Source organism: Amycolatopsis sp. SID8362, from assembly GCF_010550475.1.
GTDB lineage: Bacteria > Actinomycetota > Actinomycetes > Mycobacteriales > Pseudonocardiaceae > Amycolatopsis > Amycolatopsis eburnea.
Map to the genome: position 1 here is coordinate 41,031 of NZ_JAAGNB010000530.1, position 23,124 is coordinate 64,154.

25 protein-coding genes are annotated in these 23,124 nt (G+C 70.8%); 12 read left to right on the plus strand and 13 right to left on the minus strand.

The window, feature by feature from the left end:
• The 3 genes from G3I65_RS16465 to G3I65_RS16475 are packed head-to-tail and all read left to right on the plus strand — an operon-like array spanning position 1 to position 2,364.
• A complete protein-coding gene (locus G3I65_RS16465; protein ID WP_160696885.1) occupies positions 1-1,206 on the plus strand; it encodes an acyl-CoA dehydrogenase family protein in 1,206 nt (401 codons plus the stop codon).
• A gap of 48 nt (positions 1,207-1,254) precedes the next feature.
• On the plus strand, positions 1,255-1,488 hold the full coding sequence (locus G3I65_RS16470) for a hypothetical protein (protein WP_160696886.1): 234 nt from the start codon (positions 1,255-1,257) through the stop codon (positions 1,486-1,488).
• Positions 1,489-1,491: 3 nt separating this feature from the next.
• Positions 1,492-2,364 carry an N-acetylmuramoyl-L-alanine amidase gene (locus G3I65_RS16475; RefSeq protein ID WP_160696887.1) on the plus strand — a complete coding sequence of 291 codons (873 nt, stop codon included), beginning with the start codon at positions 1,492-1,494 and terminating at the stop codon, positions 2,362-2,364.
• On the opposite strand, the gene G3I65_RS16480 is transcribed toward G3I65_RS16475, so the two are convergent.
• The 3 genes from G3I65_RS16480 to G3I65_RS16490 all read right to left on the minus strand — a co-directional run bounded on the left by G3I65_RS16480 (position 2,353) and on the right by G3I65_RS16490 (position 4,944).
• A complete protein-coding gene (locus tag G3I65_RS16480) occupies positions 2,353-3,414 on the minus strand; it encodes an alpha/beta fold hydrolase (RefSeq protein WP_160696888.1) in 1,062 nt (353 codons plus the stop codon). The two genes, G3I65_RS16475 and G3I65_RS16480, sit on opposite strands and share 12 nt — an antisense overlap.
• A gap of 112 nt (positions 3,415-3,526) precedes the next feature.
• A complete protein-coding gene (locus tag G3I65_RS16485; protein WP_160696889.1) occupies positions 3,527-4,372 on the minus strand; it encodes an SDR family oxidoreductase in 846 nt (281 codons plus the stop codon).
• 59 nt (positions 4,373-4,431) lie between these two features.
• Positions 4,432-4,944 (minus strand): GNAT family N-acetyltransferase, encoded by a 513-nt coding sequence (locus G3I65_RS16490; protein ID WP_125312768.1) that lies wholly within the window; start codon positions 4,942-4,944, stop codon positions 4,432-4,434.
• 147 nt (positions 4,945-5,091) lie between these two features.
• On the opposite strand from G3I65_RS16490, the gene G3I65_RS16495 reads away from it, so the two are divergent.
• Genes G3I65_RS16495 through G3I65_RS16505 form a run of 3 tightly spaced genes read left to right on the plus strand, consistent with a single transcriptional unit; the run spans position 5,092 to position 7,316 of the window.
• The gene (locus tag G3I65_RS16495) at positions 5,092-5,625 is read left to right on the plus strand and encodes a YbaB/EbfC family nucleoid-associated protein (RefSeq protein ID WP_166640178.1); all 534 of its coding nucleotides are present in this window, start codon (positions 5,092-5,094) and stop codon (positions 5,623-5,625) included.
• A 15-nt stretch (positions 5,626-5,640) separates the two neighbouring features.
• A complete protein-coding gene (locus tag G3I65_RS16500; RefSeq protein WP_160696890.1) occupies positions 5,641-5,976 on the plus strand; it encodes a hypothetical protein in 336 nt (111 codons plus the stop codon).
• Positions 5,973-7,316, plus strand: coding sequence for a hypothetical protein (locus G3I65_RS16505; RefSeq protein ID WP_160696891.1), 1,344 nt, complete (start codon positions 5,973-5,975; stop codon positions 7,314-7,316). The genes G3I65_RS16500 and G3I65_RS16505 overlap by 4 nt, the downstream gene beginning before the upstream one ends.
• Before the next feature lie 3 nt (positions 7,317-7,319).
• Here the strand turns inward: G3I65_RS16505 and G3I65_RS16510 are convergent, their stop codons facing one another.
• From G3I65_RS16510 to G3I65_RS16530, 5 genes are all read right to left on the minus strand, one after another.
• Entirely contained in the window at positions 7,320-7,706 is a 387-nt protein-coding gene (locus G3I65_RS16510; RefSeq protein WP_160696892.1) for a hypothetical protein, read from the minus strand.
• A gap of 53 nt (positions 7,707-7,759) precedes the next feature.
• Positions 7,760-8,914 carry an acyl-CoA dehydrogenase family protein gene (locus G3I65_RS16515; RefSeq protein ID WP_160696893.1) on the minus strand — a complete coding sequence of 385 codons (1,155 nt, stop codon included), beginning with the start codon at positions 8,912-8,914 and terminating at the stop codon, positions 7,760-7,762.
• Positions 8,911-10,896, minus strand: coding sequence for an acetyl-CoA carboxylase biotin carboxylase subunit (locus G3I65_RS16520; RefSeq protein WP_160696894.1), 1,986 nt, complete (start codon positions 10,894-10,896; stop codon positions 8,911-8,913). Before G3I65_RS16520 ends, G3I65_RS16515 begins: the two co-directional genes overlap by 4 nt.
• A gap of 2 nt (positions 10,897-10,898) precedes the next feature.
• Complete coding sequence (locus G3I65_RS16525) at positions 10,899-12,512, minus strand: carboxyl transferase domain-containing protein (protein WP_160696895.1); 1,614 nt, start codon at positions 12,510-12,512, stop codon at positions 10,899-10,901.
• Between the two features lie 144 nt (positions 12,513-12,656).
• The gene (locus G3I65_RS16530) at positions 12,657-13,427 is read right to left on the minus strand and encodes an SGNH/GDSL hydrolase family protein (RefSeq protein ID WP_160696896.1); all 771 of its coding nucleotides are present in this window, start codon (positions 13,425-13,427) and stop codon (positions 12,657-12,659) included.
• A gap of 196 nt (positions 13,428-13,623) precedes the next feature.
• Here G3I65_RS16530 and G3I65_RS16535 point away from each other — a divergent pair, with 196 nt between their 5' ends.
• Together G3I65_RS16535 and G3I65_RS16540 are read left to right on the plus strand one after the other, a co-directional pair.
• Complete coding sequence (locus G3I65_RS16535) at positions 13,624-14,214, plus strand: TetR/AcrR family transcriptional regulator (RefSeq protein WP_163046699.1); 591 nt, start codon at positions 13,624-13,626, stop codon at positions 14,212-14,214.
• 46 nt (positions 14,215-14,260) lie between these two features.
• Positions 14,261-14,761, plus strand: a complete 501-nt coding sequence (locus G3I65_RS16540; protein WP_086862767.1) for a hypothetical protein — start codon at positions 14,261-14,263, stop codon at positions 14,759-14,761.
• Between the two features lie 6 nt (positions 14,762-14,767).
• Here the strand turns inward: G3I65_RS16540 and G3I65_RS16545 are convergent, their stop codons facing one another.
• A complete protein-coding gene (locus tag G3I65_RS16545; RefSeq protein ID WP_160696897.1) occupies positions 14,768-15,397 on the minus strand; it encodes a TetR/AcrR family transcriptional regulator in 630 nt (209 codons plus the stop codon).
• Positions 15,398-15,466: 69 nt separating this feature from the next.
• Between G3I65_RS16545 and G3I65_RS16550 the strand changes: the two genes are divergently transcribed.
• Together G3I65_RS16550 and G3I65_RS16555 are read left to right on the plus strand one after the other, a co-directional pair.
• A complete protein-coding gene (locus tag G3I65_RS16550) occupies positions 15,467-16,345 on the plus strand; it encodes a diiron oxygenase (RefSeq protein ID WP_160696898.1) in 879 nt (292 codons plus the stop codon).
• Between the two features lie 14 nt (positions 16,346-16,359).
• A complete protein-coding gene (locus G3I65_RS16555; RefSeq protein ID WP_160696899.1) occupies positions 16,360-16,617 on the plus strand; it encodes a hypothetical protein in 258 nt (85 codons plus the stop codon).
• Here G3I65_RS16555 and G3I65_RS16560 read toward each other — a convergent pair.
• Positions 16,568-17,683, minus strand: coding sequence for a homoserine O-acetyltransferase (locus G3I65_RS16560; protein WP_160696900.1), 1,116 nt, complete (start codon positions 17,681-17,683; stop codon positions 16,568-16,570). The genes G3I65_RS16555 and G3I65_RS16560 overlap by 50 nt on opposite strands.
• Positions 17,680-18,990 carry a bifunctional o-acetylhomoserine/o-acetylserine sulfhydrylase gene (locus G3I65_RS16565; protein WP_160696901.1) on the minus strand — a complete coding sequence of 437 codons (1,311 nt, stop codon included), beginning with the start codon at positions 18,988-18,990 and terminating at the stop codon, positions 17,680-17,682. Before G3I65_RS16565 ends, G3I65_RS16560 begins: the two co-directional genes overlap by 4 nt.
• 171 nt (positions 18,991-19,161) lie before the next feature.
• On the opposite strand from G3I65_RS16565, the gene rdmE reads away from it, so the two are divergent.
• Positions 19,162-20,694: an aklavinone 12-hydroxylase RdmE gene (gene rdmE, locus G3I65_RS16570; RefSeq protein ID WP_160696902.1), complete on the plus strand. Its 1,533-nt coding sequence runs from the start codon at positions 19,162-19,164 to the stop codon at positions 20,692-20,694.
• A gap of 7 nt (positions 20,695-20,701) precedes the next feature.
• Here rdmE and G3I65_RS16575 read toward each other — a convergent pair whose 3' ends face one another.
• Positions 20,702-21,103 carry a hypothetical protein gene (locus tag G3I65_RS16575; protein WP_309235502.1) on the minus strand — a complete coding sequence of 134 codons (402 nt, stop codon included), beginning with the start codon at positions 21,101-21,103 and terminating at the stop codon, positions 20,702-20,704.
• A gap of 271 nt (positions 21,104-21,374) precedes the next feature.
• Complete coding sequence (locus G3I65_RS16580) at positions 21,375-21,995, minus strand: class I SAM-dependent methyltransferase (RefSeq protein WP_160696903.1); 621 nt, start codon at positions 21,993-21,995, stop codon at positions 21,375-21,377.
• Positions 21,996-22,045: 50 nt separating this feature from the next.
• Between G3I65_RS16580 and G3I65_RS16585 the strand changes: the two genes are divergently transcribed.
• Positions 22,046-23,124 (plus strand): PucR family transcriptional regulator (locus tag G3I65_RS16585; protein WP_160696904.1); only part of this gene is annotated, 1,079 nt, incomplete at its 3' end.

Here is a 23,124-nt window from a genome sequence, read left to right on the forward strand (position 1 = left end):
ATGATCAACTTGGAAGCTCCCAAGAAGGCCGGCGCCCTGATCAACCAGGCGTACCAGGCCGCGGCCGAGGTTTTCCGGCCGATCTCGCGCAAGTACGACCGCGCGGAGCACACCTACCCGGCCGAGCTGGACATGTTCGCGGCGCTGCTGGACGGTCTCAACTCCTCAGGCGAAGGCGGCGCGGGCGCGGCGGGCGTCCGCCGTTCCGGCTCCGACAAGGAGGAGAAGGGCAACCGCAACGGCGCCAACCTGAACGTGGTCCTCGGCACGATCGAGATGTGCTGGGGCGACGTCGGCCTGCTGCTGTCGATGCCCCGCCAGGGCCTCGGCAACGCGGCGATCGGCTCGGTCGCGACGGACGAGCAGCTGGAGCGCTTCTCCGGCATGTGGGCGGCGATGGCGATCACCGAGCCGGCGTTCGGCTCGGACTCCGCGGCGGTCAGCACGACGGCCCGCCTCGACGGCGACCACTACGTCCTCAACGGCGAGAAGATCTTCGTGACGTCGGGCGAGCGCGCGGACGCCGTGGTCGTGTGGGCGACGCTCGACAAGTCCAAGGGCCGCGGGGCGATCAAGTCGTTCGTGGTGGAGAAGGGCACGCCGGGCTTCGAGGTGGTGCGCGTCGAGCACAAGCTCGGCATCCGCGCGTCCGACACCGCGGTGCTGCGCTTCGAGAACTGCCGCGTCCCGGCGGAAAACCTGCTGGGCACTCCGGAAATCGACACGGCCAAAGGCTTCGCGGGCGTCATGCAGACGTTCGACAACACCCGCCCCCTGGTCGCGGCGATGGCGATCGGGGTGGCCCGCGCGGCCCTGGACGAGACGCGCGAGATCCTCACCGCCGCCGGCGTTCCGATCGACTACGACCGCCCGGCGAACACCCAGCACGCCGCGGCGGCGGAATTCCTCCGCCTGGAAGCGGATTACGAGTCCGCGTACCTCTTGACGCTGGAATCCGCGTGGATGGCGGACAACCGGAAGCCGAATTCGCTGCAGGCCTCGATGGCGAAGGCGAAAGCCGGGCGTTCGGTGGTGGAGATCGCGCTGAAGTGCGTCGAGCTGACCGGTGCGTACGACGAAGAGTCTTTGCTCGAAAAGTGGGCCCGGGACGCCAAAATCCTGGACATTTTCGAGGGTACGCAACAGATCCAGCAGTTGATCGTGGCTCGCCGGATCCTCGGGAAGTCGTCAGCAGAGCTGAAGTAGGTCGTGACGCGGTCGGTCTCCGGTACCCTCGGGTGCCGGAGGCCGATCGTGACCGAACACATCGAGACCACGCTCCTCGCCGGCGCCGTCGTGCACGGGCCCGGGGATGACAGCCCGATCAAGTCGCCCCGGGAATGGGATGCCGAAGGCTGGGACGCCGATCGGCGGGGACCCAAGGACCTCGGCGAAGCCCGGACCGCGCTCGCCGAACGGATCGCCGATCCGCGCGCGCCCGACACCGAAGCGGAGTCCGGGGCCTACGACGACGTCGCGGAGGGCTGAGCCGTGTACGTTCCCTGGCTCGTCGACGCCGCTCGCAGCACCGGGTATCCCGTGGTCGAGGTGCCCGGGTGGCAGACGCGGGGGCACGGTGGCATGCGCGTCGTCGAAGGCGTCGTCGGGCACCACACCGCCACCGCCGATTCCGCGCCCGGGGACTACCCCTCGCTCGACCTCGTCACCAACGGGCGCGCCGATCTCGCCGGGCCGCTCTGCAACCTCGGGCTCGGGCGCGGCGGGACGGTCTACGTCGTCGCCGCCGGGTGCGCTTACCACGCCGGGGCGTCGCGGTGGCTCGGGTTCCTCGACGTCAACGACGAATTCCTCGGCATCGAAGCGGAGTCCGCCGGTGCCGGTGGCTGGACGGACGCGCAGCGGGACGCCTACCCGAAGCTCGTCGCCGCGCTGTTGCGGTACATGTCGCGCGGGGTCGAGCGGTACGCCGGGCACAAGGACGTCTGCCTGCCCGCCGGGCGCAAGATCGATCCCGTCGGCATCGACAGCGAGTGGCTGCGCGAGCGCGCCGCCGACCCCGCCGGCGCCGGGCCGCTCGGCGCGGAAGTCGAGATCCTCGAACGCATCACCGTCAGCCCGCCCGACGACGGCGAGCACACCGTGCGCGTCTTCCTGTCCGGCAGCGCGGGCGCGGCGATCGTCGTCCGGCCGCGGCTGGCGGGCGACGGTTCCGCGAAACCCTTGTGGGTGCCCGACATCTTCGCGTGGGGCTCCGACCGGACGGGCGTCGGCCACAACCCGCGGCAGCTGCCGGGCTACGACCCGAAGCTGACCTCGCACCGGCGCTACGGCGTGCCCGGCGCGGTGTGGGCGGACGTCCGGTACAGCGCGGCCGAGCCGTTCGAGATCGACCTAGTCGGCTGAGGCCTGGTCGTCGAGGAACTCGTCCAGGTAGCGCCACGTCGTGCCGCGCGCCTTGCGGCCGGTCAGGACGCCCAGGTGGCCGCCCGGCGCGGTCTTGAAGCGGACCTCCGGGGCGTTGTCCAGCAGCTCCACCACCCGCTCCACCGACGGGCGCGGCGCGATCGTGTCGTTCTCGCCCGCCACCACCAGCGTCGGGACGCGCACCGACGACAGCGAGATGATGCGCCCGTTGAGGTCGACCTTGCCCTCGGCCAGGTCGTTGGTGCGGAACAGCCGGTGGTACAGCTGGCCGAACGTGCGCCCGGGGTAGGCGTACATGTTGCTCATGAAGTGGTCGACCGCCTCGATCTGCGCGAGGTAGTCGCGGTCGTCGAGGTTCTTCAGGATCGCGATCGGCTTCGTGATCTCCTTGCTGATGCCCGTCGCGCGGAACACGCGGCTGACCAAATAGGACGGTGCGCCGCCGAACGCGCGGTAGATCGGGGTCAGCAGGTGGCCGTTCGTCAGGTCGACCAGCGGGCGGAACGGCGCCACGATCGGGATCGCCGTGAAGTCCACCGGGGAGCCGATCGCGGTGATCGACGCGATCGGGAGGTCCGGCTGGTCGGCGTTCACCAGCAGCGAGAAGATGCCGCCGAGCGACCACGACACCAGGTGGACGTCCTGACCGCCCGAATCCTGGCTCACCTTCCGGATCGCGCGCGGCAGCACCTCGTCGATCCAGTGCTCGATGCCCAGCCGGCGGTCCGAAAACGCCACCATGCCGTAGTCGACGAGGTAGGCGTTGCGGCCGCGCTCGACCAGGTGCTCGATCAGGCTGCAGCCGCGGCGCAGGTCGAAGCAGATCGCCGGCGCGGCCAGCGGCGGCACCAGCAGGACCGGCGGCCCGGACACCGGGCGGCTGCTGTGCGTCATCCGGTACAGCGAGCGGTTGGGGCCCTGGTCGACCAGCACCCGCGGCATCGGGCGCAGGTCGGCGACACCGCCGTGCAGCACCTTGCCGACCACGTTCGACGCGGCGGCGGCCAGTCGTGCGGGCGGTGAAACCATTTCGAAAGCCTCCTGCGACGTCCCCCGGGCACTTCCGGCCAATCTTGCCGGGTCAGGCCGGTGGACTCAACACCGCCCACGTCCAAATCGGACAGTCGCTAGGCCGTCCGAGTTACTCCTGGGACGCTCCGGGCGCGCTCTCGGCGGCGCGCGCCTCGTACTCCGCGCGGGCCGGGGAATGGGCCGCTGAAGCCAAAAGCTGGTCCGCCTTGAGAACACGCGCCAGCGCTTCGCCGGCCCGCCGCGGAAGCAGCCGGGTGAGCTTGCCCATAGTTCCCACGGACCGGGGTACGAAGACCTCGAAACGAGGCTTGCGCAGCGTGGATACGATGGCGTCGGCCACATCTTCCGGCCGCGAGGACTTGAACAGCTTCGCCTCGCCGAGGCCGCTCGCGAGTTCCGTCCGCACGATCGCGGGCAGCACGCACGACACATGCACGCCGGACCCGTGCAGCTCCAGGTGCACCGCCTCGGACAGCCCGACGACGGCGTGCTTCGTCGCGCAGTACGTCGCCGCGCCCGGGAAACCCGCCTTGCCCGCGAAGGAGGCGACGTTGACGATGTGCCCGGACCGCCGCGGCCGCATCCGCTTCACCGCTTCGCGCGTGCCGTGGATGACCGCGTGCAGGTTGATCTCGAGCTGCCGCCGGGTCGTCGCGTCGCTCTCCTCTTCCAGGCGGGCCAGCGGCATGATCCCGGCGTTGTTGACCAGCACGTCGATGCGCCCGTGGCGGCGTTCGACCTCGTCGAGGAACTCGGTGAAGCCGCGGATGTCGGTGACGTCCAGCGGGAGCGCCTCGGCGTCCAGCTCGCCTGCCGTCTTCTCAGCCCTGACCTGGTCGAGGTCGCCGATCACGACCTTCGCGCCCAGCCGGGACAGCGCCGACGCGGTCGCCGCGCCGATCCCCTGCCCGCCGCCGGTGATGACGACGACCTTGCCCGCGAGCTCCTCGGCCATGGCGACTCCTTCGTCTGTTGGCACCGTGTCAACAGTGTCACCCCTGGCCCGCGATCGCGCTACCCCACGCGCTGCTCCAGGACCTGCCCGACCCAGTCGTCGACGTGGAACCGCACGGTCGGCTTGAAGCCCTGGCTCTCGTAGTAGCGCTGCAGGTCGCCGTCGCCGCCGGCCCAGCAGTCGACGCGCACGAGGTCGATGCCGCGCCGCCGCGCCTCGTCGAGCGCGTACTCGATGAGCCGCCCGCCGACGCGCCGCCCGGTGAACCGCCGCGACGTGATCAGCAGCCGGACGTAAAGTTCACGCTCGTCAACCGGCGGCACGTGCGGGTCGTGCTCCTCGGAAACGATCAGCGCGCCGGCCGCTTCGCCGTCGACCATCGCGATGCGCAGGCCCGGGTCCGCGGCCATGCCCTTGACGCGTTCGACGCGCTTCGGGACGCGGCTCCACGGCTCGGTCCCCCACTGCTTCGAGCTGCCTCGCGCGACCAGCCATTCGACGGCCTCGTCGAAGAAGCCCAGGAGGATGTCGGCGTCCCCGGAATCGCCCGATCGGATGACGGTGTTGTCCATGCCCCTGTTTACCGCACACCGGGTACGCACGGGCCGACTTCGGCGATCCACACCTCGTTAAGCCGGTGGCTCGGTTCGCGTCATCCGAGCTTCAAAGAGCGCTGATTGACTTTCGCCGTTCCCCACCTCTCCCGCGACGAGGACGAATTGACTCAGTCAGTGCCCCCGGGCGATCCGTTGGCCGCGTTCACCGTCGAACTCGAAGAAATCCGGGCAAAAGCCGCGGCCGCGCAGGAAACGCTCCGGTCCGCCACCGCCAGCGTGCAGTCGCCGGACGGCGCCGTCTCGGTGACCGTCGGCCCCAGCGGCGTGCTGCAGGACCTCCGGTTCGGGCCCCGCGCGTACGAACGGCCCCCGCAAGCCCTGTCCGGCCTGGTGCTGCAGCTGATCGGCAAGGCGCAGCAGAAGGTCTCGGCGCAGGTCGCCGGCGCGTTCGAGGGCATGGTCGGCGAGAGCTCGGCCGCCCGCGAACTGCTGGACGAGTTCCTGCCCGCCCCCGAGCCGGACGCGGGACCCGGCCCGGACAAGAGCGACGTGTTCATGCCGGAGCAGGAGGCCGACGACCGCCCGGCGCGGCCCCCGCACCGCCCGCCACCGCCACCGCCGCCCCAGCAAGGCCCGCCGCGGCGCCGTCCCCGGCCCGCGCCGGACGAGGACGACGGCGAAAGCAACCCCTGGTAGTACGGAGGAGAACCGGTGGTTACCGGAGAAGGTTTCTCGGTCGACCCGGCCGAGCTGCAGAAGTTCAGCCAGTTCCTGTCGGGCACCACGCAGCCGGCGGTGCAGGACGCCGCGAACCGGATGCAGGCCGCCAACGGGTTCGACAACGCCGCGTTCGGCATCCTGCTCGCCCAGGTCCTCGCCGTGCCGTCGCGGGTCACGATGGCGGTGATCACCGGCGAGATCAACAACCTCGTGGGTGACATCGGCAAGTCCGCGGCCGACGTCAAGAAGGCCGCCGAGACGTACGCGACCCACGACACGAACACGGCTCAGGGCTTGAGCACCTTCGAAACGGAGCTGGGCAAGTGACCGTCCCCATCACGTCCGCGAACTCCACCACGGGCGCCGGTGTCTTCGACAGCTGGAAGCAGGTCGGCGACTCGATCGGCAAGGTCCAGACCGAGCACGGCGGCGACCTCGCGGCGGTCAGCGTCGAACTGGGCATCAACGTCATCAGCGCCGTGCTCGACACCGTCGCCTTCGCGATGGACCCGCTGGCCAAGCTGATCGCCGCGGGGCTCGGCTGGCTGATCGAGCACGTCTCGTTCCTGAAGTGGCCGCTCGACCAGGTCGCGGGCAACCCGTCCGAGGTCACGAAGGTCGCCAACGAGCTGCACAAGATCGGCGAATCGCTGCGCAACACCGGCACCGAACTGGACGAGACGCTCAAGTCGACGATCACCCAGTGGTCGGGCAAGGGCTACGACAGCTTCCTCAAGTCGATCAACGACCGGAAGGGCTGGATCGACGCCAACGCCAAGGCCGCCGACGTCGCCGGCTACATGGTCGAGACCACCGGGGCGCTGATCGGCGCGGTCCGCGCGCTGCTGCGCGACATCATCACGACGATCCTCGGCGACATCATCTCCACGATGCTGATCGCGCTCGCGCTCGCGATCCCCACCTTCGGCGCGTCGATCGCCGTCGGCGTGACCAAGTGCGTCGCGACGGTCTCGGTGCAGGTGGCGGCGATGATGGCGAAGCTCGCCAAGGTCGTCGCCTACGCCGGCCGCACGCTGGCCCGGCTCACCGGGCTGTCGAAGCTGGTCAAGGGGAAGCCGGGCTCCTCCTCGAGCGCGGGCCACGAGCTGACGCCGGTGCCGCCGCCGGGCACCGCGATCACCCACGACCGTCCGGGTGGCGGCGCCACCCCCAGCACGCGGCCGCCGGGCGACGGCACGACCCCCAACTTCTCGCGGCCGCTGCCCCCGCCGGGCACGGCGGTCACGCACGACGGTCCCGGCGGCGGCGCCACCCCGAGCACGCGGCCGCCCGGCGACGGCACCACGCCGAACTTCTCACGGCCGCTGCCGAAGCCGCCCGAGCCGCCGAAGCCGACGCCGCCGAAGTCGCACCTGAGCGACCACGACATCTCGACCATCAAGAAGCACGAGGACTGGCTGAAGACCAAGTTCGGTGACAGCTACCAGAAGATGAAGTTCGTCGACGACTGGCTGAAGGCCAAGCACCCGGACTACTACCCGATGCTGAAAGCCCTCTCCGACGCCAAGAGCTCGAAGAACTTCGTCGGCTGGGCGGGTAAGGACATCGTCCAGGTCGACCGCGGCCTCACCGACATCCAGATGCAGGCGGAAGCCGCGTGGGCCGAGGAAGACAAGAAGCAGCAGCAACAACAGCCGCAGCAGTAGCGGTCACCAGCAGGTGCCGGGGTACTCGCGGCCGCCCCGGTACCGCTGTTCGAACGCCTTGACCGACGCGCAGTAGCCGTCGAGCACCCGGGGTTCGACGAACGCCGCGGCGGCCTGCACCGGCGTCCACACACCGGGCGCGACCTGGACGGCTTCGGTGGCGCCGCCGGCCCGGTACTTGACCCGCAGCCGCGGCGGGAGCGACGCCACGGCCACGACCTTCGGGTAGCCGGCCGGGAACGTCGTCGGTGTGGGACTGGGCGTGGGCACGGTGACCGTGCTGACCGGTGGCGACGGCTCGTCGAACTCCGAGCCGTCGTCGACCGGAGCGGCGGGCGAGCACCCCGCCGCCAGGCACAGCACCGCCGCGATCACCGCGAATCGTTTCACCGGACCCCCTCGCTCCCGTGGGGGACTTCGCCGGCGACGGCCCGGGCGTTACGTCAGGCGACGCCGAGGTGCCGGGAGATCAGCATCTTCTGCACCTCGCTGGTCCCCTCGCCGATCTCGAGGATCTTGGCGTCGCGGTAGAAGCGGCTGACCGGGAACTCGTTCATGAAGCCGTAGCCACCGAAGATCTGGGTCGCGTCGCGCGCGTTGTCCATCGCCGCGTTCGACGCGACCAGCTTCGCGATCGACGCCTCCTTCTTGAACGGCTCGCCGCGCAGCATCTTCGACGCCGCCTGGTAGTACGCCAGGCGCGCGGTGTGCGTGCGGACCTCCATGTCCGCGATCTTGAACTGGATCGCCTGGTACTCCCCGATCCGCTTGCCGAACGCGACGCGGTCCTTCACGTACTTCAGGCACTCGTCGACGCAGCCCTGCGCCAGACCGACGGACAGCGCGGCGATCGCGACGCGGCCTTCGTCCAAGATGGACAGGAACTGCGCGTACCCGCGGCCCCGCGTGCCGACCAGGTTCTCGACCGGCACCCGGACGTCCGAAAAGGACAGTTCGTGCGTGTCGGAGCAGTTCCAGCCGACCTTCGAATACTTCGGCGCCACCTCGAAGCCCGGCGTGCCCGACGGGACGATGATCGCCGAGATCTCCTTGCGGCCGTTCTCCATCACGTCCGTGACCGCCGTGACCGTCACCAGCCGCGTGATGTCCGTGCCCGAGTTCGTGATGAACGCCTTGCTGCCGTTGATGACCCACTCGTCGCCGTCCGCGGTGGCGCGGGTGCGGGTCGCGCCCGCGTCCGAACCGCCGCCCGGCTCGGTCAGGCCGAAGCCGCCCAGCGCCGTGCCGGCGCAGAGGTCGGGGAGCCACTTCTCCTTCTGCTCCTGGGTACCGAACCGGAAGATCGGCATCGCGCCGAGCGACACCCCGGCCTCCAGGGTGATCGCGACCGACGAGTCGACCCTCGCCAGCTCCTCCAAAGCCAGGCACAGCGCGAAGTAGTCCCCGCCCATGCCGCCGAACTCCTCGGGGAACGGCAGGCCGAACAGGCCCATCTCGGCCATCTTCGCGACGATCGCGTACGGGAACTCTTCCTTCTCGTACAGCTCACCGATGACCGGCGCGACTTCGGCGTGCGCGAAGTCCTCCACCGTCTTGCGGAGGGCTTCGTACTCCTCGTCCAGGCGGAAGTCGATCACTGCTGCTCCTCTTGGGGCGTCACTACGGCAAGGGTTTCGTCCAGCGCGACCTGTTGGCCGGCCCGGACGGGGAGCTCGCTGACCACGCCGTCGACCGGCGCGGTGACCGTGTGCTCCATCTTCATGGCTTCGACCACCAGCAACGGCGTCCCGGCCTTCACGACGTCGCCCGCGGCGACCTTCACGACGAGCACGGTGCCCGGCATCGGGCTGGTGACCGGCCCCGCGCCGGCCGCTTCGCCGCGCGACGACAGCACGAACTCCTGTTCCCCGAAGGGAAAGCTCAGGCCGTCGCGGGCCAGCCAGACGGTCCGGTCGGGGGCGCAGGCCTGGCGGTAGCGGTGGAACCCGCCGTCGTGCCGGATCTCCAGCACGTCGCCGTCGCGCCGGGCCGAGACCTCGACCGGCGCCGCGTCGTCGACGAACACCGTCGCCGCGGCCGGCGTGCCCTGCACGCGGACCACCGCGCGGGCGGCGCCGGACTTCAGCCGGAACGTCACCCCGCCGGAGCCGCCCATCCGCCAGCCGTCCGGCACGTCCCACGGGTCCACGATGGACCCGCTGGGCTGCAGTTCCAGGAACCGGTCCAAGGCGGCCGCGACGAAGAACTCCGCCGGCACGTCCGAAGAGACCAAAGTGGACAGCCGACGGTCGACGAGCTCGGTGTCGAGCTTGCCCGCGCGGACGTCGGCGTCCGCCAGCAGCCCGCGCAGGAACGCCGTGTTCGTGCCGACGCCCAGCAGCGCCGTGTCCGCCAGCGCCAGGTCGAGCCGGTGCAGCGCCGCCGCGCGGTCCGGGCCCCACGCGATGACCTTGGCCAGCATCGGGTCGTAGTTCGAGCCGATCACCGCGCCGCGCGTCATCCACGAGTCGACGCGGACGCCGTCGCCGGCCGGTTCGTGCACCGCCAGCACCGTTCCGCCGGTCGGGATGAACCCGCGCGCCGGGTCCTCGGCGTACACCCGCGCTTCGACGGCGTGTCCATTGAGGACGACGTCTTCCTGCTTGACGGTCAGGTGTTCCCCCGCCGCGACCCGGACCTGCCACTCGACCAGGTCGAGGCCGGTGACCAGCTCGGTCACCGGGTGCTCCACCTGCAGCCGGGTGTTCATCTCCATGAAGAAGAACTCGTCCGGGTTGTGCGCCGACATGATGAACTCGACCGTGCCGGCCCCGACGTACCCGACCGACCGCGCGGCCTCGGCCGCGGCCGAGCCCATCTTCTCGCGGGTGGCCTCGTCGAGCAGCACCGACGGCGCTTCCTCGATGATCTTCTGGTGCCGCCGCTGCAGGCTGCACTCGCGCTCGCCGAGGTGGATGACGTTGCCGTGCCGGTCGGCCATGACCTGGATCTCGATGTGCCGCGGCGTGGTGACGAACCGCTCCATCAGCAGGGTGTCGTCGCCGAACGAACCCTTGGCCTCGCGCCGCGCGGACTCGATCGCCGCGTCCAGCTCCTCGGGCGCGTGCACCAGCCGCATCCCCTTGCCGCCACCACCGGCCGACGGCTTGAGCAGCAACGGGTAGCCGACGCGAGCCGCGGCTTCCGCGAACCCGCCCTCGGGGATGTCCACATCGGACGCGCCGGGCACGACCGGTACGCCGGCCTTCGACACCGTCGCCTTGGCGCGGATCTTGTCGCCCATGGCGTCGATCGCCTCGACCGGCGGTCCGATGAACACCAGCCCGGCCGCCTCGCAGGCACGCGCGAACTCGGCGTTCTCCGCCAGGAAGCCGTACCCCGGGTGCACGGCCTGCGCGCCCGACGACACGGCGGCGGCCACGATGGCCGGGATGGACAGGTAGCTCTTCGACGCTTCGGCGGGCCCGATGCGGACCGCGGTGTGCGCCTCGCGGACGTGCCGGGCCTCGGCGTCCGCGTCGCTGTACACCGCGACCGCGCGGATGCCGAGGTCCCGCAGCGTGCGGATGACGCGGACCGCGATCTCGCCCCGGTTCGCGACCAGTACTGAGTCGAACATCATCACATCCGGAAGACGCCGTAGTTGACATCGGAAAGGGGTGCGTTGGCCGCGGTCGAGAGCGCGAGCCCGAGCACCGTGCGGGTGTCCGCCGGGTCGATGACGCCGTCGTCCCACAGCCGCGCGGTGGAGTAGTACGGGCTGCCCTGTGCTTCGTACTGCTCGCGGATCGGGTCCTTGAACGCTTCTTCGTCCTCGGCGGACCACTCACCACCGCGCGCCTCGATCGAGTCGCGGCGGACCGTCGAGAGCACCGACGCCGCCTGCTCGCCGCCCATCACCGAGATCCGTGCGTTCGGCCACATCCACAGGAACCGCGGCGAGTACGCCCGGCCGCACATCGAGTAGTTCCCGGCGCCGAACGACCCGCCGATAACGACCGTTAACTTCGGCACCCGCGCGCAGGCCACCGCGGTGACCATCTTCGCGCCGTGCTTGGCGATGCCGCCGGCCTCGTACGCGCGCCCGACCATGAAGCCGGTGATGTTCTGCAGGAACAGCAGCGGGATCGAGCGCTTGTCGCACAGCTCGATGAAGTGCGCGCCCTTCATCGCGGACTCGGCGAACAGCACGCCGTTGTTCGCGACGATCCCGACCGGGTGGCCGTGGATCCGGGCGAACCCGGTGACCAGGGTGGCCCCGTACTCCTTCTTGAACTCGCCGAACCGGCTGCCGTCGACGATCCGCGCGATCACCTCCCTTACGTCGTAAGGGGTGCGCGGGTCGGTCGGGACCACGCCGTACAGCTCGGCCGGGTCGACCGCCGGCTCTTCGGTCGGCAGGACGTCCCACGGCCGCGGCGCGCGCGGCCCGAGCGTCGACACGATGGACCGGACGATCCGCAGCGCGTGCGCGTCGTCGTCGGCCAGGTGGTCGGTGACGCCGGACTGGCGGGAGTGGACGTCGCCGCCGCCGAGCTCCTCGGCCGTGACGACCTCGCCGGTCGCGGCCTTCACCAGCGGCGGGCCGCCGAGGAAGATCGTGCCCTGGTTCCGGACGATCACGGCCTCGTCGCTCATCGCCGGGACGTACGCGCCGCCCGCGGTGCACGAGCCGAGCACCGCGGCGATCTGCGGGATGCCGCGCGCGGACATCGTCGCCTGGTTGTAGAAGATCCGGCCGAAGTGCTCACGATCCGGGAAGACCTCGTCCTGCCTCGGCAGGAACGCGCCGCCGGAGTCCACCAGGTAGACGCACGGCAGGTTGTTGTGGAGGGCGACCTCCTGGGCGCGCAGGTGCTTCTTGACCGTCATCGGGTAGTACGTGCCGCCCTTGACGGTGGCGTCGTTGGCGACGACCACGCACTCGCGCCCCGAGACGCGCCCGACCCCGGTGATGATCCCGGCGGACGGCGCTTCGTCGTCGTACAGTCCGTTCGCCGCCAGCGGCGACAGTTCGAGGAACGGCGATCCCGGGTCGAGCAGCGTGTCGACGCGGTCGCGGGGCAGCAGCTTGCCGCGCTCGACGTGCCGGGTGCGCGCCTTCTCCGGACCGCCCAGCCGGGCGCTCCCCAAACGTTTGCGGAGGTCCTCGACCAGCTCCGCGTGCGATGTCGCGTTGCGGGCGTAGGCCTCGCTGTCCGGGGCAGCAGACGTCCCCAGTGCCGGCGTGTCCATGGGCTCCCTCGAAGTTAGCAGGCGTTAACCTCCGCTCCGATGTTAGCGACCGCTAACGTGGGTGTCCAGTCGCCGGAATGCCGTGAAGGCCACCTTGCGGAAGTTGTGCTTCCGCAAGATGGCCTTCACGAACTCGCGGTGAGATCAGCCGATCGCGGCGCGCAGCGGCGTGTAGTAGCCGCCGGACTGCCCGGCGACGGTCGGGTGGTACGACTCGATCACCGGCCAGGTCAGGCTGTGCAGGTAGTCGTCGGCCGACGAGCAGATGTTGTGCCCGACGAACGACGGCCGGACGTCGACGAAGGTCGCCCCCGCCGAGGACGCGCGCGACTGGATGACCGACGCCAGCGTGTCGGCGCCGGAGTTGATCGCCGTGCGCTTGGTGTCGCTCAGCCCGACCCAGCAGGAGCCGGGCACGGTGTAGAAGCGCGGGTAGGACAGGACGACGAGCTTGGCACCCGGCGCCTTGGCCTTGATCGCGTTGTAGGTGTTGGTCAGCAACGCCGGCAGCGTGTTGTTGACGTACGTCTTCGCTGTGTTGACGCGGTTCGTGCAGTCCGAGTCGCTGCCGAGCGTGCAGGTCTGGATCACGTCGCTGAAGCCGGCGTCGTTGCCGCCGACGGTGACGGTGACCAGGGTCGCGTTGGACGGGATGGAGTTCGCCTGGTTGATCACGTCGCCGGTCTTGGCGCCGGAGCAGGCCAGGAACGTGAACGAGGTGCCGCTGTGGGCGTTGGCCCACAGCTGCGGGTACGCCTTCGAGCTGCGGTAACAGCTCCCGGAAGTGCCGTAGCTGCCGGCTCCGACTCCCGAGGAGTAGGAGTCGCCGACCGCGGCGTACACGGTCCCGGCGGCCTGGGCGAGGCCCGTCACGCCGAGAGAAGCAAGGACAACGGCCCCCAGGGCCGTGCTCAACCGTAGAAGGGATCGCCGTAACTTACGGGTGGGAACAGCCATGGGTCACTCCTTTGTGACAGGGCCAGCCCGAATAGGACAGCAGGTGGAGGCCCCACAAGGAACCCCTAGTTACCCGTAGGTAACCCACTCGGCCCACGTCGGAAGGATGGAACGGGTGTTAGCGGTCGCTAACCTCGGGCCTTAATATGGCCAGATGCCGGCCAACTCCACTCCGCTCGTGAACGGCGAAAAGGCGAACAGGCGCGAACAGATCATGTCCGCGGCCGCCGAGCTGTTCGCCCACCACGGCTTCCACGGCGTGGGCATCGACGACATCGGGGCCGCGGTCGGCATCTCCGGCCCGGCGCTCTACCGGCACTTCCGCAGCAAGGACGCGATCCTCGGCGAGATGCTGCACTCGATCAGCCGCTACCTGCTCGACGGCGGCACGAAGTGGGCGGCCCGGCCTGGCACGCCGGACGACACGCTGGCCGGGCTCGTGGCGTTCCACGTCGGTTTCGCGCTCACGCACCCGGCGCTGATCACCGTGCAGGAGCGCAACCTCGCGAACCTCACCGACGCCGACCGCAAGCAGGTGCGCGCGCTGCAGCGCCAGTACGTCGAGGTGTGGGTCCGCGCGATCCGGGAAGCCATGCCTGCGCTGGGAGAACGACAGGCGCGCTCGGCGGCACACGCCGTGTTCGGCTTGATCAACTCGACCCCGTACAACCGCCATCTCGGTGACAGCGAACTCGCCGAACTGCTCGCGCGGCTCGCGCTGGGTGCCCTTCGTGCGGTGGGATGACAGTCCCGGATCAAGGTATCCCCACAACCGGCGCGGCTGGTGTTTGATGGGGCACGTGGAAGCGGACTGGAACGAGCAAAAGCTCGTCGAGAAGGCACAGCGCGCACTGACCGCGCTGAGCCTCGGCGACGACGCGGAAGCCCTCGTCGAGGTCGCGCCGACGGCCGCCGAGCCGCAGGCCCGCGCGGACGAGACCAAGGCGCTGATGCTGCTGCTGTTCGGCGAGTGCAGCACGATGGTCGCCACCCTCGGCGACGGCGGCAGCGCGCCGGTCAAGGTCCAGGTCTTCGACGAGGACGGCGAAGAGGTCTCGATCGACCAGGCCGACCCGCCGGTCCGGACGGCCGTGCGGACGCTGCTCGCGGAGGTGCACGGCAACACCGAGGCGGCGCAGGAGCAGGTGGAGATCGCACTGGCCAACGCGGCGCCGGACGAGGTCGACAGCCTGGTGCTGCAGGCGCTGCGCTGGACGATCCGGCTGTCGGTGGAGTGCCTGGACCGCGACCTGCCGGTGGCGCCCTGGATCTCGGAAGCGGTGTCGGACTAGGGGCCCCTACGCCGGGCGCAGCGACCGCACGATCGGGGCGAGGTACAGCTCGGCGAGCCGGCGGCGCTGCACGTCGTCGTCGACCGGCAGAACCGTGTCCGGCGTCAGCACCAGCGACACCACGATGCGGATCAGCAGCTCGGCCATCCCGTCGATGTCCTCGGCGGGCAGGCTGAGCCGCCCGGCGGCGATCTCCGCGTGGAAGTGCGCCGCGATCCGGGCGCGCGCGGCCGCGAACAGGCCGCCGGCCTGGACCGTCAGCTGCGGCAGGATCAGCTCCGGCTCGGTGCGCAGCAGGCGGTTCAGCAGCCGGTGGCCGCGCAGGTACCCCAGGGAGAAGCTCAACCCCTCGATGAGCTTCTCCTCCGGGGTGGCCTGCGCCTCGACGACGGCGTCGACCTTCGTCAGGAACCGCTTCATCTCCCGCAGGATCAGCGCGTTGAGCAGCTGGTCCTTCTTCGGGAAGTACCGGTAGATCGTCACCCGCGACAGCCCCACGCGGCGCGCGACGTCGTCGACGGTGAACCGGCGCAGCCCGAAGTCCTCGGCCTGGGTGAGCGCCGCGCCCATGATCCGTTCGGAGGTCTCGTCGCCGGGGAGGTCGGCTTCGAGCGCGTGCTTCAGGAGGTCGCGCATGCCCCGACTTTACATCTTGACGGAGATTGTTTCATGCGTTCTAGTGTTACACGACACAGGGAGGCCAGCATGGGTGACCGCGAAGCCACCGCCGAACGGCTGCTCCGCTCGAGCGCCCGGCTCTCCTACGACCCGGACGTCGACGTCCACTGGGACGCGCCGCTCGACGAAGACCGGTTCTTCATCCCCGAAAAGCTCGTCTCGCTGTACGGCACGCCGGTCTGGGACACGCTGAGCCGCGAGCAGCGGATCGAGCTGTCGCGCCAGGAACTGGTGAACACCGTCAGCGTCGGGATCTGGTTCGAGCTGATCCTCATGCAGATGCTGCTGCGCGCGTCCTACCACCAGGACCCGACGACCCGGCACGTGCACTACGCGCTGACCGAGGTCGCCGACGAATGCCGGCACTCCACGATGTTCGCCCGGCTGATCGAGCACGTCGACGGGCGGCCGTACCGCAACAACCGCTGGCTGCAGCGGTCCGCGCAGGCGCTGCCGTCGATCCTGCACGGGCCCGCGATGTGGGTGGCGACGCTGATCGGGGAAGAGATCTTCGACGCGCTGCAGCGCGAGCACCTCGACGACGAAACGGTGCAGCCGGTGGTGCGCGCGGTGATGCGGATCCACGTGACGGAAGAGGCCCGGCACGTCCGGTACGCGCGGGACGACCTGGTCCGCTCGCTGGCCGCGGCACCCTGGTGGCGCAAGGAGTTCGCCCGGGTGGTGGTCGCGATCGGCGCGCTGCTGATGTCACGGCTGCTGTCGCGCCCGCGGCAGTACCTGCGCGCGGGGATCGACCCCGGCGTCGCGGTGCCCGCCGCGCGGACGAGCCCGCACCGGCGGGAAACGCTGGCCTTCGGGGCCCGGAAGCTCGTCCGGTTCCTCAAGGAGAACGACCTGATCGGCGGCCCGAGCGCGGTGCTGTGGCGCCGCGCCGGGATGCTCTAGACGAAGGGAAAGCCATGGCGCTCAAGGACTTGCTCGCCGCCGGCACCGGCAGGCTCGCCGACCGCATCGCCACCGCGGGCGACGAGGCAGGCGACCGCGCGGACGACGTCGCCTGGCGGGTGGCGAAGCTGTCCGACCGCGCCGCGGAACGGCTCGGCGACTACGCGGCCCAGACGTCCCGGCGGGTCGCGGACACGTTGGTGCGCCTGGGAGAACGCGTGACTACCCCAGCAGTGCCTTCACCAGGGACGCGATCTGACCGGACTCGATGAGGAACGAGTCGTGGCCGTACGGTGAGGAAACCACTGACGGCTCCGCGGTTCCCGGGATCCCGGAAGCGATTTCCGCCGACTGGTACAGCGGGTAGAGCCGGTCGCTGTCGACGCCGCCGATCACCGCTCGGGCCGTCACCCGGCTCAGCGCGGCCGCGACGCCACCGCGGTCGCGGCCGACGTCGTGGGTGTTCATCGACTCCGTGAGCACGAGGTAGCTGTTCGCGTCGAAGCGGCGCACCAGCTTGTCGGCGTGGTGGTCCAAATAGGACTCGACGGCGAACCGCCCGCCGCGCAACGGGTCCTCCTCGCCTTGGTAGGCCCGGCCGAACCGCTGGGCCAGCTCCGGCTCGCTGCGGTAGGTGACGTGCGCGATCCGGCGGGCGATGCCGAGCCCGGCGACCGGTCCCGCGGCCGCCGAGTAGTAGTCGCCGCCGTGGAAGTGCGGGTCGCTGCGGATCGCGTGCAGCTGCGGGGCCGCCCACGAGATCTGCTCGGCCGACGCCCGCGCGGTGGAAGCCAGCACCAGCACCGAAGCCACGCGCCCGGGCAGCGAAACCGCCCACTCCAGCGCGCGCATCCCGCCCATGGAGCCGCCGACGACGGCCGCCCAGCGGTCGATGCCCAGGTGGTCGGCCAGCACCGCCTCAGACGCCACCTGGTCCCGCACCGTCACGACCGGGAACCGGCTGCCCCACGGCCTGCCGTCGAAGTCCGACGACGGGCCGGTGGAACCCTGGCAGCCGCCCAGCACGTTCGGGACCACGACGAAGTACTCGTCGGTGTCGATGGCCTTCCCCGGCCCGATCAGCGCGTCCCACCAGCCCGCGTTCGGGTGCCCCGGCTCGAGCGGACCGGCCGCGTGGCTGTCGCCGGTCAGCGCGTGCTCGACGAGGATCGCGTTGGAGGCACTGGAGTTCAGCGTCCCCCACGTCTCGTACGCGAGCGTGAAGGACGGCAGCACGCCACCGGCTTCCAGCGCGAGCGCGCCGGGGCCGGTGACGAACTGACGGCGGCCTGGCGGATCACCGATCCGCCAGGCCCCGGTGACGGGGTCAGCCGTCACAGTTCCGCCTTGGCCGCCCGGAATCCGGCCTCCAGGTCGGCCTTGAGGTCCTCGATCCCCTCCAGCCCGACGGCGAGCCGGACCAGGCCGGGCGTGACGCCGCTGGCGAGCTGCTCTTCCGGGCTGAGCTGGCTGTGGGTGGTCGACGCCGGGTGCACGATCAGGCTGCGGACGTCGCCGATGTTCACCAGCTGGCTGTGCAGTTCGGTGCCGTCGACGAACTTGCGGCCCGCTTCGACGCCGCCGCGCAGGTCGAACGACAGGACCGCGCCCGCGCCGCGCGGCAGGTACTTCCGCGCCGCGGAATAGAACGGGCTGGACGGCAGGCCGGCGTAGTACACCTTCTCGACCTCGTCGCGCTGCTCCAGCCACTCGGCCAGCGCCTGCGCGTTCGAGACGTGCCGTTCGAGGCGCAGCGAAAGCGTCTCGATGCCCTGCAGGATCAGGAAGCTGTTCAACGGCGAGATCGCCGCGCCGGTGTCGCGCAGGATCTGGACGCGCGCCTTGGCCGCGTACGCACCGGGGCCGAGCGCCTCCCAGTACTTGAGGCCGTGGTAGCTCGGGTCCGGCTCGTTGAAGCCGGGGAACTTCCCGGGGTTCTTGCCGAAGTCGAACGTTCCGCCGTCGACCAGCACGCCGGCGACCGTGGTGCCGTGACCGCCGAGGTACTTAGTCGCGGAGTGCACGACGACGTCGGCGCCGTGCTCGATCGGGCGCAGCAGGTACGGCGTCGGCACCGTGTTGTCGACGACGAGCGGGACGCCCGCCTCGTGCGCGACGTCGGCGACGCCCCGGATGTCGAGGACGTTGCTGCCCGGGTTGGCCAGCGTCTCGGCGAAGAACAGCTTCGTGTTCGGCCGGACGGCGGCGCGCCACTGCTCCAGGTCGTCCTGGTCGTCGATGAAGGTGACCTCGACGCCGAGCTTCGGCAGCGTGTAGTGGAAGAGGTTGTAGGTGCCGCCGTAGAGCGACGGGCTCGAGACGAAGTGGTCGCCCGCGCCCGCGAGGTTGAGGATCGCCGCCGTGGTCGCGGCCGAGCCGGACGCGAACGCCAGCGCCGCGACGCCGCCCTCGAGCGCGGCGAGCCGCTGCTCCAGCACGTCCTGGGTCGGGTTCATGATCCGCGTGTAGATGTTGCCGGGCTCGGCGAGGCTGAACAGGTCGGCGCCGTGCTGGCTGTCGCGGAAGACGTACGACGTCGTCTGGTAGATCGGGGTCGCCCGTGCGCCGGTCGCCGGGTCCGGCGCGGCGCCCGCGTGGATCTGCTTGGTCTCGAAGGACCACGCCGAGGTGTCGTCCGCGCTCATCGGTTTCTCCTTGCGGCTCAAAGGCTTCAGGGGGACTGCCAGCCCGAAGCTACTTGGGCCGAACGGAGCACCCAACCGTTCCCACGCCCTGGGAGTACCACCGGCTTGGCAAACTAATCTCTCTGTGACTAAGATACTTGGACAGGGAGATTCACGGACATGGAGGTAGTCATGACGGAGCGGGTGCAGGTGCTGGTCGTGGGGGCCGGGCTGGGCGGACTGTCGGCGTCGCTGTTCCTCGCGCAGGCCGGAGTGGACGTGCTGACCGTCGAACGGCACGCCGGAACGTCGGTCCACTCGCGGGCCGCAGGGCAGAACTGGCGCACGATGGAGCTGTTCCACTGGGCGGGCATCGACCGCGAGGTGCTGGCGGTGAGCCCGCGCGCGTCGCAGGGGCTGCGGATCACCGTCGCGACCAGCCTGGCCGGCCGCGTGCTGCACCGGCTCGTCGAGGACGGCGGCGAGTTCGACGTCTCGGCGTCGACCACGCTGCCCGCCGGCATGGCCGGGCAGGACGTCGTCGAGCCGATCCTGCTGGCGCACGCGGAAAAGGCGGGCGCGCGGGTCCGCTTCCGGACGGAACTGGCCGAACTGGCATCCGACGACGACGGCGTCACCGCGACGCTGCGGCACCGCGATTCGGGCGAGGAGACGGTGGTGCGCGCGGACTACGTCGTCGCGGCCGACGGCGGCCGCAGCGGCATCCGGACCCGGCTCGGCATCGGGACCACCGGGATGGACGCGCTCAGCCACTGCCTCGGCGTGGTGTTCGACGCCGACCTCGGCGACCGCGTCAAGCCGGGCGTGACCGACCTGTTCTACCTGCAGCACCCCGAGTTCACCGCCGGGCTGGTCAACACCGACACGCCGAACCGGTACGTCTTCGCGCCGGACTACTTCCCGGAGAAGGGCGAGAGCCCGGCGGACTTCACCCGCGAGCGGCTGGTCGCGATGATCCGCAGCGCCACCGACCTGCCGGACCTCGAACCGGAAATCGTCTGGACCGGGTCCTGGGAGGTCGCCGCGCGGCTGGCCGACCGGTTCCGCGACGGCCGGGTCTTCCTGGTCGGCGACGCGGCGAAGGTGACGCCGCCGACCGGCGGGATGGGCGGCAACACGGCGGTGGGCGACGCCGCGGACATCGCGTGGAAACTCGCCGCGGTGCTGCGCGGCGAGGCGGGCCCGGCGCTGCTAGACACCTACGAAGCCGAGCGCCGGCCGATCGCGCGGATGGTGATCGACACGTCGCTGCACAACATGAAGCAGCGCATGCACCCCGGCCTCGACGTCTCCGGGATCACGCCGGCGGAAGACCCGCTGGGCATCCTCCTCGGCTTCCGCTACCGCTCGACGGCCGTCCTGTCGGAGGAGCCCGACGACGGCGCGCGCGTCGAGGACGTGCACGCGCCGACCGGCCGGCCCGGGTTCCGGGCGCCCGGCCTGGAGTCCACTTTGGACCTGCTGGGCCGTTCGTGGGTGCTGCTCTGCGCGGGTGACGGTACGGCGTGGGCCCCGGCCGCGGCGGCCGCCGGCATCGACTGCCACGTCGTCGACGACGCCTTGTTCGCTTCGCGCTATGGCCTTTCGCGGGGCGGCGCTTCGCTCGTTCGGCCGGACGGCATCGTGGCGTGGCGGGCACCGGAGCCCGTCGAGGACCCGGAAGCCGAACTGCGGCGCGTGCTCGACGCGGTGCTGTCGCGTTAGCCGCCGTTCACCCCGCGGCCGGCCGGTGGGCGACGCCGGTGAAGTGCTCGTGCAGTTCCCGCACGTGCTGGGCCCAGAACAGCTGGCGGCCGCCGCGCGTGCGCGGCACCGCCAGCCCCTTCCGGTTCGCGAGCCGGTAGAAGCCCGGTCCGGCGTCGTCGGCGCCGAGGTTGCGGACGAGCGCGCCGAGCAGCCGGCCGCCCGACTCCGCGTACGCCGCCTCGGAGATGCGGTCGAGCAGGTACGCCATGCTCGCGCGGCCGGCGCCGGTCGTGAAGTCGAACCGGGCGACGCCCGTGGCGCGCACGAGCGCGGCCGCGAATTCGCCGTACGACGTGGTCCGGTCGGCCACCGCTCTGGCGATCAGGATCGTCCGACCGGCCGCGATCATCTTTTTCCATTCCGCCACGTCACGTCCGTACAAGCCGATCACCTCACGCTTTCCCGAGCCGTCTCCGCGAACAGGCGCGAGAGAATGCCACAAGATCAAGCGGCGCGTCCACCGGGGCATGTCGTTGTACTGCAAGGAGATTCACTGTCGGACGGACAGTTCTTTTCGGCCACCCGGCGGTCGCGACAGGAATTTTCGGCTATTGCGAATCGGTCCCCTGTTTCCGGAAACACGGTCGGCGCGCGCCGCGTGGTCACGAGCGTGGAGCATTGACACCTGAACGCTCGGTTCACCGCCGGCCGAGCACCCAGTGGAAGCGCGCCGACCCTTCCGGTTCCTGCATCGTCACCGGCTCGTCCACTTCGAGCGTGAAGCCCGCGGCTTCGAGTGAACGGCGGTTAACCGCAGGCGCGTAGCTGCTGAAGAACATCGGCGTGCCCAGCCAGTCGGCTTCGACGCCGTTCGCTTCGCTGCAGCCGAGCGCGGCCAGGAACCAGCCGCCGGGGCGCAGCCAGCCGGCGATCCGCGCGAAGAGCGCGCCCTGTTCCTCGCGGGGCACGTGCAGCACCGAGTAGAACGCCGTGACCGCGTCGAAGCTGCCGTCGGGAAAGGACACCGTGGTCATGTCGCCCTTCTCGAACCGGCCACCGGGGACGTTGCGCCGCGCCAGCTCCAACTGCGTCGCGGAGAGGTCGACGCCGACGACGTCGTGGCGCTCGGCCAGCACCGCCGTGCACGGGACGCCGGCGCCGCACCCGAGGTCGAGCACGCGGGAACCGTCGGGGAGCCGGCCGGTCAGCTCGCCCAGGAAGCGCATCCGCGGGTCGTCCTCGATGCGGGCGCTCCACTCCAGGTACCGCTCCGCCGAACTGTCGTAGCCGGATTCGACGATCCGCCGGGCTTCGCTCACCTCGTCGACCCTACCGAGCCGTCCACCGGTTTCTCGGCCAGAATGATCCCGTGGTCTCGGTGCGCAGCGTGGTCGACCGGGTGGGGCCGACGCTGCTCCACGCGCTCCAGGTGCCCGACGACTCCCCCGCGGTCGCCGACGTCGTCATCGCCGAGCCCGGCGGCGCGGTCACCCTGTCGGCCGGTGACCTCGTGCTCGGCGTCGCCACGACCGGCCCCGAAGACGCTGCCGAACTGGTGCGGCAGAGCGCCGCGCAGGGCGCCGCCGCCGTGCTGCTCAAGCCGCCGTTCGCCGCGAAGCCGCCGGTGAAACGGGCCGCGAAGGCGAGCGGGATCGCGCTGGTGCAGGTGCACGCGGCGACGTCGTGGGCACAGCTGGTCTGGCTGTTGCGGACGGTCCTGGACGCTCTCGCCGACGAGTCCGAAGACCTCGACCCCGGCTCCGGCGACCTCTTCCGGCTCGCCGACGCGGTCGCGTCCGTCGTGGACGCCCCGGTGACCATCGAGGACACCAACTCGCGCGTGCTCGCCTACTCCGCGCGCCAGGACCTGACCGACCCCGCGCGCGTCGCCACGATCATGGGCCGCCGCATCCCCGACGACGTTCTCGCGCGGTTCCGCTCGCGCGGGGTGTTCCGCGAGCTGTCCCGCGGCCGGCAGACGATCTTCGTCCCGGCGCAGCGCGACGGCACGCTGCCGCGGCTGATCGTGCCGATCCGGATGGGCGGCGAGCTGCTCGGGTCGATGTGGGCGGTGGTCGCCGGGCCGGTGTCCGACGAGCGCGCGGCCGCGTTCGCCGACGCCGCCCCGGTCGTCGCGCTGCACCTGCTGCGGCGCCGGGCGCACACCGACGCGCAGCGCCGCGCGTCCGCGGAACTGCTGCGCGGGGTGCTCGAAGGCCGGGCGAACCCGCGCAAGGCGATGGCGGAGCTGGACCTGTCCGACGAGCCGCACCGCGTGGTCGTCATCGAGGTCACCGGCGGCGACGGGCGCGACGCCGAAGGCCTGCGGCTCGCCCTGCTCGAACGGATTTCCCAGGGCATCGGCAGCCGCCCGGTGGCGACCGAGCTGGGCGGGCTGCTCTACGCCGTGGTCCCGGACCGGCCGGGCCCCGGCGGCTGGGCGGAACT